Raw genomic sequence first — 14,566 nt, 5'->3', positions numbered from 1 at the left:
AATCAATGGGATTACAGATGAAAATGCTCTCAACTGGTTTAATCATTGTGGTCTATTTTTAGAACCAATTAGATAATTTATTTTGTGGTACATCTGATTGCAATTTGCTGTAATCTCGAACCGCCAATTTATCTAAATAAAAAAAGAGCGAACCGTAAGTTGTTAGGTACGCTCAACTTAGCCATACGATTAAGCCTTTGTTACTAAAAATACTCCAACAGCAATCATTACACAGCCAGCGGCAATGTTCATTCCTTTTCTTATTTTGGAACTAATAAACAATCTAGCTCTGTCCGCCATGAATGCATAACCAAGTTTTACGCCGCCTACAGCCAATATAGTAATCGCTATAATGATGCTGGTGTCAAAATAAGATATTTTAGAAAGATCGAGAAAAGCTGGAAAAAACCCAAGATAAAATAAGGTGGCTTTTTGATCTCCTAATGTAATAAACAGCCCAGTCAAAAAACTGGACAACAAAGAAGATTCTATAACTTCCTCTGTCTCCAGCTCCTTCGCTTTTGACCTACATAGCCCTATTCCTAACAATATAAGATAAGCACCGCCAAGGTATTTTATTACGACAAATAGGCTCCCCATCGTTTCCGCAAGAAACGATAAACCCCAAATGGCTATTATTATGAAAATGATGTCACCAAGCACTATACCTATGGTGGTGAAAACACCATGAATAAATCCAGAGGTAGCTGCTCTTGTGGAGACAGCCACTACACTAACGCTGGGAATAGAAGCCAGAACAACCATTGCACTGAATAATGCAACAATGCTGCTAAATGTCATACTGCTTTGCATAGGCATAACAATTATTTGAGTCGCTATAAATTTTAAGTTGCAACACCTTTTAAATATTCTATTATTAGTTTGGTTTGATTAAGATAGCGGCCATCATCCTACACTAAAAAGATGTGCGATCGCGTCACTAATTACTACAGCCAAAACCCACCTACGGCGATGGGCGATCGCACTCCAGTTGTGGAGACAAAGTTACCAAGAAGCTGTATGTTTGCTGGGACAACTGCCCTCCTTGCGGGCGTAGTCTTGACCGCGACCATGATGCAGCGATAAACATCAAAAATAGAGCGCTGGGTCATCACGTTCTTAAAGCTAAGTTAATGTCCGAAGCAATAGCTGGAGTTGCTGAGAAGCCTACACCATAAAGTACTCAGTTGGTATAGGAGTATGTCACAACGCCAGCTATGCAAGGTTCTATGGCGAAAACATAGCTTTCAAGTTATTTAATTTTTCTGTAATTTCTTGCTGAAGTGCTTTATGGACATACAAGCTATAAATTACAAAATCCAGTACAGCCAATAGTTTTTCTGCCTCCTGACTTGTCACCTGTTTCGTAAAGGTTGCATGAGTTGAATGTGCGCCTTCATTACCAAGCTCTTTAATACCTTGAATAACGTCCTGCAAATCTGCTGGTATCATCTCCTTCTGAAATAACTGGGTTAGCCTTTCATGCAAATTGACGAAGGATGGTTTACCTTTGTTGTTTGTCCCCTCGGTTGGTATGCCGAAGTTGGTGCAGATTTCTTCTAATACTTTTCTACATAGGATAAAGCTTGCACGCGGAGAACTAGCAAGGATTGCTTCGGCTTGATTGAAGACTTCGGAGATATCGTTGGGAACTGCTTGATGAACTTGTCTCTTTGGTCCGTAAAGAATTAAACGTTCCCATTCACGCTCTATTGGAGAACCATTGGATTCTTCCTCTTGATCTTCATTTCCTTCTACTTCATAAAGCAATACTGTTGGAAAATCACATCTTGAACACATCAAAATTTTTAACGTCCTATGTGTATAATAACTATCATCAAGTTGAGTGTGTGAAGTGGTTGTTAGGCACTTCATAATGTTGCCGCATCTACACACCTCTTCGCACGATTTAGGATTAAAGTCATAGTCCTTAAATCTGCCCATCATGTCTCCTCTACAATAAGGTCAAAGAAAATTTGGGAAGCAGCAGTCTGTAGTATAAGTGTAACACGATTAAAGTAGTTATATTACCCCGCACTATTTCTGTATAACCCCTGAATTTTGGGGGTTATACAGAAATAGTGCAGCTTAACTCAGCCCTATAGTGGAGTTTTACAGCATCTGCCTTCTGATATAAAAGTACTCAACCGCCTCTGGGTAGGGAGTGGGGATGGTTCTGGTGTGCGATCGCGAAGCGCTGCTGCTTTGAGCAGATGGCAGCAGCGATGCTGCAAAATAGAATGAATCTGGGCTAAAAGTTGCGCTCGCTCTTGTCAGTGTGTGGAGCGCGATCGCACTAAGAAATATGTTTGTGTTGACACAACCTACAACTTAACACTACACAAAAGCGCGATCGCGCCATTACCTAGTACAGTCAAAACCGACCTACTGCGATGGGCGATCGCACTACAGTTAGGCTGTCTCACCACTACTTGCTTGAGGCATCGCTTCAATGAGTGCCCGAAGCACCTTGTTTACTGACTCCGATGTTGAGAAAACCTCGGCAACATCCTCATCCAAAACAACGACTGTTAGCTTTGGCTTTACACTGCGATTTGCAAAGCGGTTAGGCTTTGCTTTCTTGTAATCGAAGCGGTACTCTGGCAAAAGCTCATCCTCAGAGTTTGAAGGTTGATCAAAAGGCGTTTTGTTCATAATCTTCACGCTCCCTGCGAGTGGCGAGGCGGGCACTAATGATACGAATTGCATTTGGACGTTCAGTATAGCTGACTAGCAGCAACCGATTGTTCTGAGAGTGACCGATGATAATTTCCCGATGCTCATCTACTGAATGTTTCTCATCATCAAAGATCAGGGCAAGCGGATTGTCAAAAACTGTCTTTGCTTCTTCAAAGCTCACACCATGCTTCTTCTGGTTAGTAGCTGCCTTGATTTCGTCCCATTCAAACTGCATACCCAGCTCGTAATGTTCTACATATTTATTCCGTGCTTTTGTGGTCTAAGGCTGTCTGTATTGTAATGCGAGTGAAGTAAAATTGTCTTCCATCCGCCTTTCGCACTCCCCTTCACCCCATGCTTTGCGACTACCTGGTACAAATCCTCACCGCCCGCGTCTACGATGTTGCCCAGGAATCGCCCCTGGAGTACGCCCCAAATCTATCCGCACGATTAAATAACAAACTCTTGCTCAAGCGAGAAGATATGCAATCAGTCTTCTCCTTCAAGCTGCGGGGTGCTTACAACAAAATGGTGAACCTGTCGCCCGATATGCTGGCACAGGGCGTTATTGCCGCATCTGCGGGAAACCACGCCCAAGGAGTCGCCCTCGGTGCAAGTCGGCTGGGAACGCAAGCGATTATCGTCATGCCAGTAACAACGCCCCAGGTTAAAGTGGATGCGGTTAAAGCGCGTGGGGGACAAGTTGTATTGCATGGGGACACTTACGACGATGCCTATGCTTTTGCCCGTCAGATGGAAGCTGAAAAAGGCTTAACCTTCATTCACCCCTTTGACGACCCGCACGTAATTGCCGGACAAGGGACAATCGGGATGGAAATTTTGCGGCAATGTCAGCAACCCATTCATGCTATTTTTGTCGCAATTGGGGGTGGGGGATTAATTGCTGGGATCGCAGCCTACGTGAAGCGGTTGCGTCCCGAAATTAAGATTATTGGCGTTGAACCAGTCGATGCCGATGCCATGCATCAATCTCTCAAAGCCGGGAAACGGGTGCGCTTGTCTCAAGTAGGCTTATTTGCCGATGGAGTTGCCGTGCGGGAAGTCGGGCAAGAAACCTTCCGCCTGTGTCAAGAGTACGTGGATGAGATTATTTTGGTGAGTACGGATGATACTTGTGCGGCAATTAAAGACGTATTTGAGGATACGCGATCGATCTTAGAACCAGCGGGTGCATTGGCGATCGCGGGTGCGAAAGCTTACGTCGAACGAGAACAAATCGAAGGACAAAACTTAATCGCCGTTGCTTGCGGTGCTAACATGAACTTCGATCGCCTGCGCTTCGTTGCAGAACGGGCAGAATTTGGCGAACGCCGCGAAGCTATATTTGCCGTCACCATTCCCGAAGAACCAGGCAGCCTCCGCAAGTTTTGCGAATGTATTGGCAGACGCAACCTCACCGAATTTAACTATCGCATCGCCGATGCAAAAGAAGCCCATATCTTTGTAGGCGTGCAAATTCAAAACCGCGCCGACGCCATCAAGATGGCTGAAACCTTTGAAGCCTGCGGGTTCAAAACCCTAGACTTAACCGATGACGAACTGACAAAACTGCACTTGCGCCACATGGTTGGCGGACGTTCTCCCCTCGCTTGCAATGAATTGCTTTATCGCTTCGAGTTTCCCGAACGTCCCGGCGCGTTGATGAAGTTTGTCGGTTCCATGAGTCCCAACTGGAATATTAGTATGTTCCACTACCGCAACAATGGCGCAGACTACGGGCGAATTGTGGTGGGGATGCAGGTTCCTCCCCACGAAATGGAAGAGTGGCAAGCATTTCTCGATACCCTTGGTTATCGCTATTGGGATGAAAGCAAAAATCCCGCCTACAAGTTATTTTTGGGGCAAGAAAATTGTACGCCGCCTTTGCCATATCGTTAGCCAACTAAGACTCAAGAGCGAAACCCTCGCCCTTGAGTCTGTTAGTGCATTGCTGAAGCAAAGTATAAATTTGACAATTCACCGTAAATGAGGGGACGGGAGAAGATCTGGGCAGATGCTTCATTTTGCTTCGCTTCTGACAATATCCGGTTCATACTTTAAATAAGCAACGGCGCAAGCTTTGTTTGAGCAAGGCGGGAGTTTTGTAGCAATAGCGATCGCTATTGCTACAAAGCCACAATCCAGCCTAAAAAATATTTTTGCGATAGTGTGGCTCAATTCTAAATCAAAGTAACCGTTCCAGTATCGAGGTCATAACGTCCGCCGACAACTTTGAGTTTGCCATCGCGCGATCGCTCAGACACGATGGTTGAATCTCGTTTCAATTTCTCAATTTGATACTGAACATTTGCACTTACAGCCGCATCCACGCGATCGCCCGATTCATTATCGATTTTGGAAAGAGCAGGTTGGATAGCTTTAACAAAAGAACCAATATTACCGGGCAGACTTTCCCCTGCAACAGCGGCTGTGACAGCACCACAGCGCTCGTGTCCTAACACTACGAGCAGAGGCGTGTTGAGGAGAGTAACGGCATATTCCAGACTGCCAAGCACCTCCGGAGTTATGATATTTCCGGCAATGCGGATATCAAAAATATCGCCAATTCCTTCATCAAATAAAATCTCCGGAGCCACCCGCGAGTCAGCGCAACTTAGTACAGTTACAAAAGGGTGTTGTGCTTGGGCAACTTCTACAAGGCGTGCCTGCGATTGATCGGGATGCTGACTCTTTTGTTGCACAAACCGTTGATTGCCATCCATCAGTCGCTTCAGAGCAGCATCAGGGGTAAGAGTTTCCAGGGGGGCTGCGATCGCTCGATCTGAGTGCATACTCCAGAACCCACTTCCCATCACAGCAGCCATCAAAGCCATCCCGCTAGTTCCGGTTAAGTTCAAGAAACTCCGACGATTTATCAAATTATGGTTTTGATTCATGGCAATTAAGAACAGTAAACGTTGTTATTAAAAGCTAGAGCCAAAGCTAGATTTAGCCTTGACTCCAGCTTTTTTTTAGTTCTTGAAATTTCCAATTTAACAGAAGCAGTCACCTTACAGTGAGGCAACGCATCTTACCGAGCGAATTTCCATCGCATCCGAAATGTAACAGCTACCTCCAAACTTGTTAAGTATAGGTCGAATCGTTTCTACAGCAGTTTTAAGTATTTCTGGGGGACAAAATGCAATCACGTAAACATTGTCTAACATGGTCGCATCCAAATCTTCAGAACTTCCTTTAAATCCCTGTCCGGCAACATTTCTAATGACTAAATGACCCGTTACGCCTGCTTTTTTTAAGCTAGCCAAAATTTTGCCAAGTTCAATTGAATTTGCGATGATTTCTATTCGTTTAACTGAATGCATGATGTTATCTCCAGAGCATATTAATCCCATACAGATATAACGGAATTCCCACAATAATATTGAAGGGAAAGGTTACAGCTAGGGCGGTAGAAACATACAGGCTGGGATTCGCTTCTGGAACCGTTAACCGCATTGCGGCGGGAACAGCAATATAAGAAGCACTGGCACACAGCACTGCAAATAAGAGCGCATTGCCTTGAGGCATTCCAATTAGTTTCGCTATCAGCAGCCCAATACCTGCATTGATTAGTGGAATCAGAATTGCAAAAGAGATGAGAAAAACACCTGTTTTTTGCAAGTCTTTAATCCTTCTGGCAGCGACCAGTCCCATATCGAGTAGGAAGAAGGTGAGGATGCCATAAAACAGTCCTTGGGTAAAGGGTTCTAAAACCTTCCAGCCGTGTTCTCCGGTTAGGACTCCGATGATAAGGCTGCCGACTAAGAGAAAAACAGAGCTGTTCAGGAACGCTTCTTGCAAGACTTCCGGCCAGGAAAACTCTCGATCTCCTTGGTTGGCAGTAAATAGATTGACCAAAATCAACCCGACGATGATGGCTGGAGATTCCATAAGTGCCAGAGCAGCCACCATATAACCATCATAATCAATCCCCAACTCGTTGAGAAACGATCCAGCTGTGATGAAAGTTACGGCGCTGATGGAACCATAAGTCGCGGCGATCGCAGCAGCATCGTAGGTATCCAGCTTCAGCTTGAGAATAAAAAATGTGTAGATAGGGACAGCACATGCCATCAACATCGCTGCTACGAGGGTCAAAACTACTTGCTGGGTTACACCGCTTTTAATCAGTTCCACTCCTCCCTTAAAGCCAATGGATAATAGCAGGTAAAGGGATAATAGTTTCGGGAAAGGAGCCGGAATTTCAAGATCCGATTTGACTAAAACTGCTATCATCCCCAGAAAAAAGAATAAGATTGGCGGATTCAGGATATTTGAAACAATTAGGCTCGTATCCATATCGACTTCCCACCTCAGAAAACGAAGAATTTGAAAAAGACTTTAATCATAAGGGCACTCACCCAGTTGAATATCAAACCTCAAAGATTGCGTAGAACCACTGTATGGCAACTAGGCCGCGAAAATAATATAATAAATTTTTATGTTTTATATAAGAAAATCCTCTTTAATCCTAGAAGCCAGCCAAAGATTCCCTTTAGCAATGCAATCTAGCAATATTCACGCCGAGGTACTGGAGGGCTGCTATGGCAAAGTGGCTGTATAAGATATCAGCTTCTTTCACTACCCCAACAACAGGGCAGACTGTATAACAATTGTCTTGCGGATGCAGGGGCGGGCGAGTTGGAGGAGCAGCAGGGCTTTCTCGATGCCCCGCTATTGCGATGAAAACCATAAAATGGCATAGAACCTGTTTTTGGAATAATAGAAGGGTTATGCGTGCTTTGCGCGGGCTATGCCAAGGTCGAAGTTAATGGTTGATGAAAGTGGTGAGGGTTGATTGTGGACGATAACTTTTTGATAATTCTCGATCGCTGGCAGGATTGGGTGTTTGTTTTCGGCTATATATCGTTTATTTTATTCATCGCATGGCGCGTGTTGACTATTAAATAAAAGTGGAAAGCATTACCTGAATTGTCAAATCTTTATTAAGGCGATCGCCATCTATCAAGCAATCTTAATAAGAGGGGCGATAGCCCCTATAAAATAAGTTTTTTTATTGGAATTTAGTATAAAAAGATGCAACTTCTGTCTATCCTTTAATCTCTTGTAGTCGGCAATTACCGCTAATGTCATTGTCCAGGTTCAATTGCTTGATTTGTAAATTTCTTCCTCAATTTCTGTAAAATCGGGATTTTATTATATTGTTCGGGACGAATTGTATCCCAGTCTAGCCCTAATGGTCGTGGGTAAGTTGTATTAGTTTCAATCGCCTCATCGGGAGTAACAATCCAATTTAGCGCCCAATCATGAGGTTGCATTGGCAAACGTTCTGCTTCAACAATTTGCAACGAATGGACGGTTGTCACAATTGGAGTATCCGACTGCACTAACCCAAATTCCCTTAACATCGCCAGTTCCAAATCTGCAAATCCTGCCCCTTTACCAGTTCTACCCCCATTGCGCGTTACCGCCACACAACCCACCATAACTAAATCGATAGGCTGCATCTCTTTAAAAGTTACCAATCGCCCATAATTTAGGGCTTTTCGCGCGATCGCGGCTTCTTCAAATGGGATGTTGCGCTGCTGTAAATCCTCAGCCGTCAATTCAACAAAGCAGCGAGTATTAGTTAAGCGCGGTACAGCCATATATAAGCGTTTACCATCTTTTAAAGCACGCGATCGCACTGGAATCTGCGGTGAATCCGGATTGCACTTAATTGCTTTTGCTTGTTGCCAAATTGGTAAATTTGTTAGCTGTTCAGCCGCTGTTTGGGAACCGACAAAGTTAGGAATGTGACCTTGCGGATCTCCGACAGCTACCCCCTTTTGCTTCAGCAACGACCAAATATCAGCCCTCAGATTGTCCTTATCGGCATGATAACCGCTCCAACTTGTCTTGATATTATTTGGCATCAGCGATCGCTAATTTGTTATGTTAAAGAGTCCTTGTGGAAGATAGACTGGGATAGCAACCGACTCACCTTGCTCCATCCCAAAACTTGCAATATCAACGCTAACATTTATCAAGCCACTTTTTGCTAACCCACTTTGATTCAGGACATACTCAATGGCTACCAGAGAAGAAATCCTTTTAAACTTTGATCCTAGCGGTATTGGTGTCGATAACGGTAATCTCTTAGGACTACCATTTGACTACGACTCTGCCAATATCATTGTATTTGGCATTCCTTGGGAAGTGACTGTTTCCTATGGTTCCGGCACAGCTTTTGGGCCAAATGCTGTTTTAGAATCTTCTCGTCAACTGGATTTGTATGACTTTGACAATCCAGAAGGCTGGAAGCAAGGTATTTTTATGGTTGAAATTCCCAAGGATATCCAGCAGAAAAATGAGGTATTGAGGCAGGATGCGGCTCAAATTATTGAGCATATGGAACAAGGGAAGCGTATCGAAGATGACCCAAATCTCACGCAAGTCTTGAAAACAGTTAATCAAGAGTGTCAAGCTGTCAATCAATGGCTGTTTGAACAGGCTCAAGCTGCTATAAAACAGGGTAAAAAGGTTGCAGCAATCGGAGGAGATCACAGCGTACCTCTGGGAGCTATTCAGGCATTGGCAGAAAGTTACCCGGAATTCGGAATTTTGCACATCGATGCTCACGCGGATTTACGCGATGCTTATGAGGGTTTCGAGTTCTCTCATGCATCAATAATGTTTAATGCACTGAAATTACCCCAAATCTCAAAGTTAGTTCAAGTGGGCATTCGCGATATTTCTCAAGATGAAGTTAATCTGATTCACCAATCAGAAGGGCGAGTTTCTGCCTACTACGATCCTCAGTTAAAACAAAAGCTTTATGCTGGAGTTTCTTGGCTGGAAATTTGCAAACAAATCGTTGCAGAATTACCGCAGAATGTTTACATTAGTTTCGATGTTGATGGATTAGACCCCAAACTGTGCCCGAATACAGGAACTCCGGTTCCTGGAGGTTTAGAACTGGAGCAAGCTTTTTTCTTGTTCCGCGAAGTTGTCAATAGCGGAAGACAAATTATTGGCTTTGATGTCTGTGAAGTGGGGAATAGCGAGTGGGATGGTAATGTTGGAGCTAGAGCAGTTTATAAGCTGTGCAATCTTATGACATTATCAGAGCAAAACCTTTCCTAGCAATTGAGAAAGTTCTACCAATAAGTAATGCTGGCACAAAATTTATCTTAAAAATGCGATCGCTCTTACAATAAAGCGCGATCGCATCTTTTTAAACTATAATTTCAAAGCCAATTACCAATCAAAATGAAAGGCGACCAAACAGCAGGATGACTGTATTCTAAATTAGCGATCGCTTTTTGTTGCGCCTTTTGCAAAGCCGAGGCTTTAGTAATATTTGGTTGTCTTAATTGAGTGTAAAATTCTTTAATTAGCGGCACTGTCGCTTCATCATTGATATACCACAAGCTAGCAAGGGCACTACGCGCACCAGCACGAATCGCCACGCCTGCCATGCCCAAAGCTGCTCTATTATCTCCTGCTGCTGTTTGACAAGCACTTAAAGTTAGCAACTCTAGTGGTTCTCTGCTTGTCCCCAAATTTCCTCCTGAGACGCTTCGCGATCGCAACATATTATCCATTTGATCGAGAGTAATCCGCGTGTCGAAGGCTAACAAAAATGTACTCGCTGCATCACTGCCAAATTTGCCATGAGTAGCTAAATGTACGATAGGATAACTCTTTGCTTGCAGGTTTTTTTGCAGAGTTGCTAAGGTAAAATTATTATCTAAAAGCTCCGTACCACCCATAATTTCGCGGACGCTAGCAACTTCAGCACGCACATTAGTCAAAGCATCAAAAGGAGGACGTTCGACAGTTAACCCCATAATTAATGCATTATATTTTCCTGGATTAGGGTTAGTGCGAGTAGTCAAACTAAGGCTAGGAGTTGTGGCGATCGCATACTTCTCAATCAAAAACTGTTTGCCATCATGTAAAGCTGCCATTGGCACCTGTCGAAATACTCCATCCTGAATAAAAACTAGCGTTTTAGGGTTAGCTTTCGCCAACTCTACCTCTAGGGGGCGCATCAGCGCATCATAAACTTTTTGGGCTGGAATTAAATATTCATTAGTAGAACGTTTTTCAAGTAATTGCCGTAAACTATTAATCTCTTGCTGCATTTGCTCTTGCGGCTTGGAGACAGCATAATTGGTTAACTTACCATCAGGTGATCGCAGAATCATCTCGGTTTTATCTTTGAGAATCACCGAGTAAACAATTGCTGCACCAGCATCTAACAAATTCCCGCCCTTCTTGGCATCTACTCTTGCTACTTGTACGCACTCGTCGCCAAAGAAATTTTGCAATTCCGCTAATTTGAGCAAGTCTAAAGTATCAATAACTTTAGATAGATTTTTGTTATTAGCTTCCGCTTCGAGCAAAATTTCCATCAATTCTCGATAAACAGGTTCAACCGAGTCGCGGAAGTCAAATTGTAAGTCTTGGTTGGCAGCAAGTAGATTGCTGCGAATGCTCTGGAGGGTAGCGATCGCTTGTTCGTAAGAAGCGATCGCATCTTTTGTATTTCCAGCAGTCTTCATCAAACGCCCAGCTTGCCACTGCCAGCGATATAAACTATCAGCAGCGTTAACTTCTTGTGCAGCTAACTGTGCTTGTCTAATTAACTCCATAGCTTTTGGTTCTTGACCTGGCTGCTGATACATTAACCCTAAGCTACCAAGAGCAAAAGATTCAGCCCGCTTATCCCCAATATTCCTAGCAACTGCGATCGCTTTGGATAGCAGTTGCTGAGTGTTTGAACCCTGACGCCTTAAATTTTCTGCTAGGTTGATCGAGAAGTAGACTTTATCCCGCGAGTCTGGTAAATTTTCCACCAGTGCGATCGCTTGTTCGCGGTTTTTGTTAATAGCATCCCAGTCAGGCGATCGCTGTTCTTCTAGCATTCGATTCAGATTTAATAAAGCTCTGACTAACGCTACGCCTCCTATTGGTTGGCTTTCGCGCACGCTTTCCTCAAACGCCGAACGTGCTGCAACCATCTCTTGTTCTGCCAACTGCGTCAACCGAGCATTTTCCTTATCATCAGCTTCGAGACCAGCAACATTTGCCTGATAGCGATACCGTTCTGAACGACTGATGTAGACATTGCCCAGATTGTTTAGGGATGTTGTGATGTAGTCTGGATAGTTTAGCTGACGGGCAATTTGCAAACTATTTTGATGGCTCTCTAATGCTTTGTCGTAGTCCCCCAAAGCTGTATGGGTATTGCCTAATGCTCCCAGCGCCGCCGCCTGGGTTCGGGAGTCTTGGTTTTTACCAGCAAGTTTTAGCGCTGCTTGCAAAAGTGCGCTCGCCTGTTGGTGCTGTCCTTGATCGTGGTAAGCTTGCGCCTGTTCGGTCATTAGTTTGGGAACTTGGCGACGCCCATCATCATCGTCTAGACGCTGGTAAATCTGAATTGCCTTCTCCCACTGGGCGATCGCTGCGGCGGGTTGTCCGATTTGGCGATAGGCTAGTGCTAGGTTGTTGCGAACTACTGCCTGATCTTTGGGTGAGGTGATTTGTCCTAGTAATTGTTGCCACAGCGCGATCGCCGAGTTGTATTTACCCTCTTTATATTCCGCGATCGCTGCACGCACCAACCCATCCTGCGGATTCGACTGCGCGACAACGGCGGTTTCTCTAATATCTAAAACGCTGATACTAAGACTAAGAATAAATCCCGTTAAGAATAACAAGGTTAATCGAAGCAAATTGCGGTAAAATTTTGACATTTGGCAAAATTAGGCTGTTTAAGACGCAAGTTTTTAGTTTTTACTAATTAGATCTCACCTTATTCAACCCTATCTCAGTCTGCGGTGGCTCGTGAGGTTGAGGGATGTTAGGTTTTAGATTTTGTATATAAAATTGTTTTTAAAGGTTAAAACCTAAGCTGCGAAAGAATTTCAGCCTTTTTTAATTTTGCTTCTAACCCTCTATATGCAACCCTCAGTGATATCACTGGGGGAAAGTTTGTATTAATCGTAACAACGTGGCTTAACATTATGCCTATACCTTAGAACAAGAAGATCCATTCTTGAGGTAGAAGCTAAAAGATAGACATTAGGAGTTATTTGTTAAGCCTTAGCAGAAAATTCATCCCTCTGGGAGAAGTTTCGGAAAAATTTAACACTTATGATTAAGAGCAATAGCACATCGAAAAAAGAATAACTGCCGGGGGTTAGTTGTGAAGCTGAGTATTGGAGCGATCGCCCCGGAAGATCATCTTGTTTGCTGGTTGTGCTAGGTTTTGCCGTAGAACTCCCGCCTTAGTCGCGCCGGGGAATATTGAACCTCCCAGATTATGTGTTGCGCCCAGCCTGTAACACATTTGCTGAAAAGTTCCCATCAAACTTACTATCTGAGGCTACCGATGTCCCGACCCGAAGAGCAAAAAAATAATAATATTAATAAAGTCGTGGCATGGGAAACGCAATTTGACTTCCCAGACCCAACGCCACAAAAGGAAGCCTCCTCACGAAGTTTGCAGCAATCTGATTCAGAAGCACCCGATCTCGTTTGTTTGTCCCATTTGCGTTGGGATTTCGTCTACCAAAGACCGCAACATCTTCTCTCGCGTTGTGCAAAAGGAAGACGTGTATTCATTATCGAAGAACCGATGTTTAGTGCCGATCCATCAAGACGGCTTGATGTTACAAAACGCGAGTCTGGAGTCTGCGTTGCAGTTCCGCACCTACCGGAAGGATTGAGCGAACAAGAGCTGATCGATGCTCAAAAAGCGCTAGTAGATGAACTGTTCGCCAAGGAAAATATACGCAACTACATCCTTTGGTACTACGCACCGATGGCGATCGCGTTCACGAGCCACTTGCAGCCGTTGGTAGTTGTCTACGATTGCATGGATGAGTTGTCTGCATTCAAGGGGGCACCACCTGCCTTGAAAGAACGCGAAGCCGAACTATTTAAACGTGCAGACTTGGTGTTTACTGGGGGACAGAGCCTTTACGAGAGCAAACGCAACCAGCACCCCAACGTTTACGCCTTTCCTAGCAGCATTGAGAAAGAACACTTCGCACAATCCAGGACGCTTGCACAGGAACCAGCAGATCAAGTGGATATTCCCCACCCGCGTCTAGGATTCTTCGGCGTGATCGACGAGCGGATGGATATCGAACTGGTAGGCGGGATTGCAAGTGCGCGTCCTGACTGGCATCTAGTTATTATTGGCCCAGTAGTCAAAATAGATCCAGAAATTCTGCCGCGCCCCCAAAATATTCATTATCTTGGGGGCAAATCATATCAAGAGTTGCCTGCATATATAGCTGGGTGGGATGTGGCATTGCTGCCCTTTGCCCGTAACGAGTCAACACGTTTCATCAGCCCCACAAAAACCCCAGAATACTTAGCCGCAGGCAAGCCAGTTGTGTCCACTTCAATCCGCGACGTAGTTCGTCCTTACGGGGACGAGGGTTTAGTCGCGATTGCAGACACAGTAGAAGATTTCGTTGCCGCAGCGGAAGCGGCGATGAATCAAAAGCCCGATGAATCGGGATGGTTGGATAGAGTAGATGCGTTCCTAGCGCAGAATTCCTGGGATGCTACTTGGGCGCACATGATGCAACTGGTGCAGGGTGCAATTGAGGATCGCAAAGCATCCGTAGAAAATCCTGTAGCATTGCCTTCGGGTTAACTTCAGGCTAAGCGGAGCGTTCTGGATAGTAACAGCGATCGCGGCTTGCCGATCGACGCAACCAATCGACCCAGTAGTTCGCCGCGTGATGTTAACACGCTAGCAAACGCAATATTTAGCGTTTGCTACCTGAGATTGGCATAGCAAAGTTAGTTGTTCGACGTTTAGTAAAACAAAACTTTGAAAGCAGATTGCACGAGGCTTTTGCTCAAAGTTTTAGTAGGGTTTGGCTGTACTTAGCTGGCAGACGCGATCGCCAGCAACTTC

At 44.5% G+C, this 14,566-nt stretch carries 15 protein-coding genes; 3 read left to right on the top strand and 12 right to left on the bottom strand.

Annotation, left to right across the window (positions count from 1 at the left end):
- Window positions 1–189 precede the first annotated feature (189 nt).
- The 5 genes from H6F77_RS02710 to H6F77_RS02690 all read right to left on the bottom strand — a co-directional run bounded on the left by H6F77_RS02710 (window position 190) and on the right by H6F77_RS02690 (window position 2,914).
- Window positions 190–819, bottom strand: a complete 630-nt coding sequence (locus H6F77_RS02710; protein WP_242021858.1) for a LysE family translocator — start codon at window positions 817–819, stop codon at window positions 190–192.
- A 128-nt stretch (window positions 820–947) separates the two neighbouring features.
- Window positions 948–1,112 carry a hypothetical protein gene (locus H6F77_RS28990; RefSeq protein WP_514131582.1) on the bottom strand — a complete coding sequence of 55 codons (165 nt, stop codon included), beginning with the start codon at window positions 1,110–1,112 and terminating at the stop codon, window positions 948–950.
- 115 nt (window positions 1,113–1,227) lie between these two features.
- Entirely contained in the window at window positions 1,228–1,875 is a 648-nt protein-coding gene (locus H6F77_RS02700; RefSeq protein WP_190485100.1) for a DUF4145 domain-containing protein, read from the bottom strand.
- Between the two features lie 537 nt (window positions 1,876–2,412).
- Window positions 2,413–2,655: a hypothetical protein gene (locus H6F77_RS02695; protein ID WP_190485098.1), complete on the bottom strand. Its 243-nt coding sequence runs from the start codon at window positions 2,653–2,655 to the stop codon at window positions 2,413–2,415.
- A complete protein-coding gene (locus H6F77_RS02690; protein WP_190485096.1) occupies window positions 2,636–2,914 on the bottom strand; it encodes a BrnT family toxin in 279 nt (92 codons plus the stop codon). Before H6F77_RS02690 ends, H6F77_RS02695 begins: the two co-directional genes overlap by 20 nt.
- Before the next feature lie 119 nt (window positions 2,915–3,033).
- Between H6F77_RS02690 and ilvA the strand changes: the two genes are divergently transcribed.
- The gene (ilvA, locus tag H6F77_RS02685; RefSeq protein ID WP_190485094.1) at window positions 3,034–4,578 is read left to right on the top strand and encodes a threonine ammonia-lyase, biosynthetic; all 1,545 of its coding nucleotides are present in this window, start codon (window positions 3,034–3,036) and stop codon (window positions 4,576–4,578) included.
- 281 nt (window positions 4,579–4,859) lie between these two features.
- Here the strand turns inward: ilvA and H6F77_RS02680 are convergent, their stop codons facing one another.
- From H6F77_RS02680 to H6F77_RS02660, 5 genes are all read right to left on the bottom strand, one after another.
- Window positions 4,860–5,576, bottom strand: coding sequence for a carbonic anhydrase (locus tag H6F77_RS02680; protein ID WP_190485092.1), 717 nt, complete (start codon window positions 5,574–5,576; stop codon window positions 4,860–4,862).
- A gap of 114 nt (window positions 5,577–5,690) precedes the next feature.
- Window positions 5,691–6,002 (bottom strand): P-II family nitrogen regulator, encoded by a 312-nt coding sequence (locus H6F77_RS02675; RefSeq protein ID WP_190485090.1) that lies wholly within the window; start codon window positions 6,000–6,002, stop codon window positions 5,691–5,693.
- A 4-nt stretch (window positions 6,003–6,006) separates the two neighbouring features.
- Entirely contained in the window at window positions 6,007–6,978 is a 972-nt protein-coding gene (locus H6F77_RS02670) for a sodium-dependent bicarbonate transport family permease (RefSeq protein ID WP_190485088.1), read from the bottom strand.
- 196 nt (window positions 6,979–7,174) lie between these two features.
- Window positions 7,175–7,372: a hypothetical protein gene (locus H6F77_RS02665; RefSeq protein WP_190485086.1), complete on the bottom strand. Its 198-nt coding sequence runs from the start codon at window positions 7,370–7,372 to the stop codon at window positions 7,175–7,177.
- Window positions 7,373–7,769: 397 nt separating this feature from the next.
- Window positions 7,770–8,555 carry a 5-formyltetrahydrofolate cyclo-ligase gene (locus tag H6F77_RS02660; protein WP_190485084.1) on the bottom strand — a complete coding sequence of 262 codons (786 nt, stop codon included), beginning with the start codon at window positions 8,553–8,555 and terminating at the stop codon, window positions 7,770–7,772.
- A 154-nt stretch (window positions 8,556–8,709) separates the two neighbouring features.
- Between H6F77_RS02660 and H6F77_RS02655 the strand changes: the two genes are divergently transcribed.
- Window positions 8,710–9,765 carry an agmatinase family protein gene (locus H6F77_RS02655; protein WP_190485082.1) on the top strand — a complete coding sequence of 352 codons (1,056 nt, stop codon included), beginning with the start codon at window positions 8,710–8,712 and terminating at the stop codon, window positions 9,763–9,765.
- A gap of 104 nt (window positions 9,766–9,869) precedes the next feature.
- Here H6F77_RS02655 and H6F77_RS02650 read toward each other — a convergent pair whose 3' ends face one another.
- Entirely contained in the window at window positions 9,870–12,362 is a 2,493-nt protein-coding gene (locus H6F77_RS02650; RefSeq protein ID WP_242021856.1) for a CHAT domain-containing protein, read from the bottom strand.
- 467 nt (window positions 12,363–12,829) lie between these two features.
- Window positions 12,830–12,997, bottom strand: a complete 168-nt coding sequence (locus H6F77_RS02645; RefSeq protein ID WP_190485078.1) for a hypothetical protein — start codon at window positions 12,995–12,997, stop codon at window positions 12,830–12,832.
- A gap of 24 nt (window positions 12,998–13,021) precedes the next feature.
- Here H6F77_RS02645 and H6F77_RS02640 point away from each other — a divergent pair, with 24 nt between their 5' ends.
- A complete protein-coding gene (locus tag H6F77_RS02640) occupies window positions 13,022–14,299 on the top strand; it encodes a glycosyltransferase family 1 protein (RefSeq protein WP_190485077.1) in 1,278 nt (425 codons plus the stop codon).
- The last annotated feature ends 267 nt before the right edge of the window (window positions 14,300–14,566 follow it).

This window comes from Microcoleus sp. FACHB-831 (genome assembly GCF_014695585.1).
GTDB lineage: Bacteria > Cyanobacteriota > Cyanobacteriia > Cyanobacteriales > FACHB-T130 > FACHB-831.
Note: the sequence above shows the minus strand (reverse complement) of the source record. Positions and strands in the feature narration are given on the sequence as shown.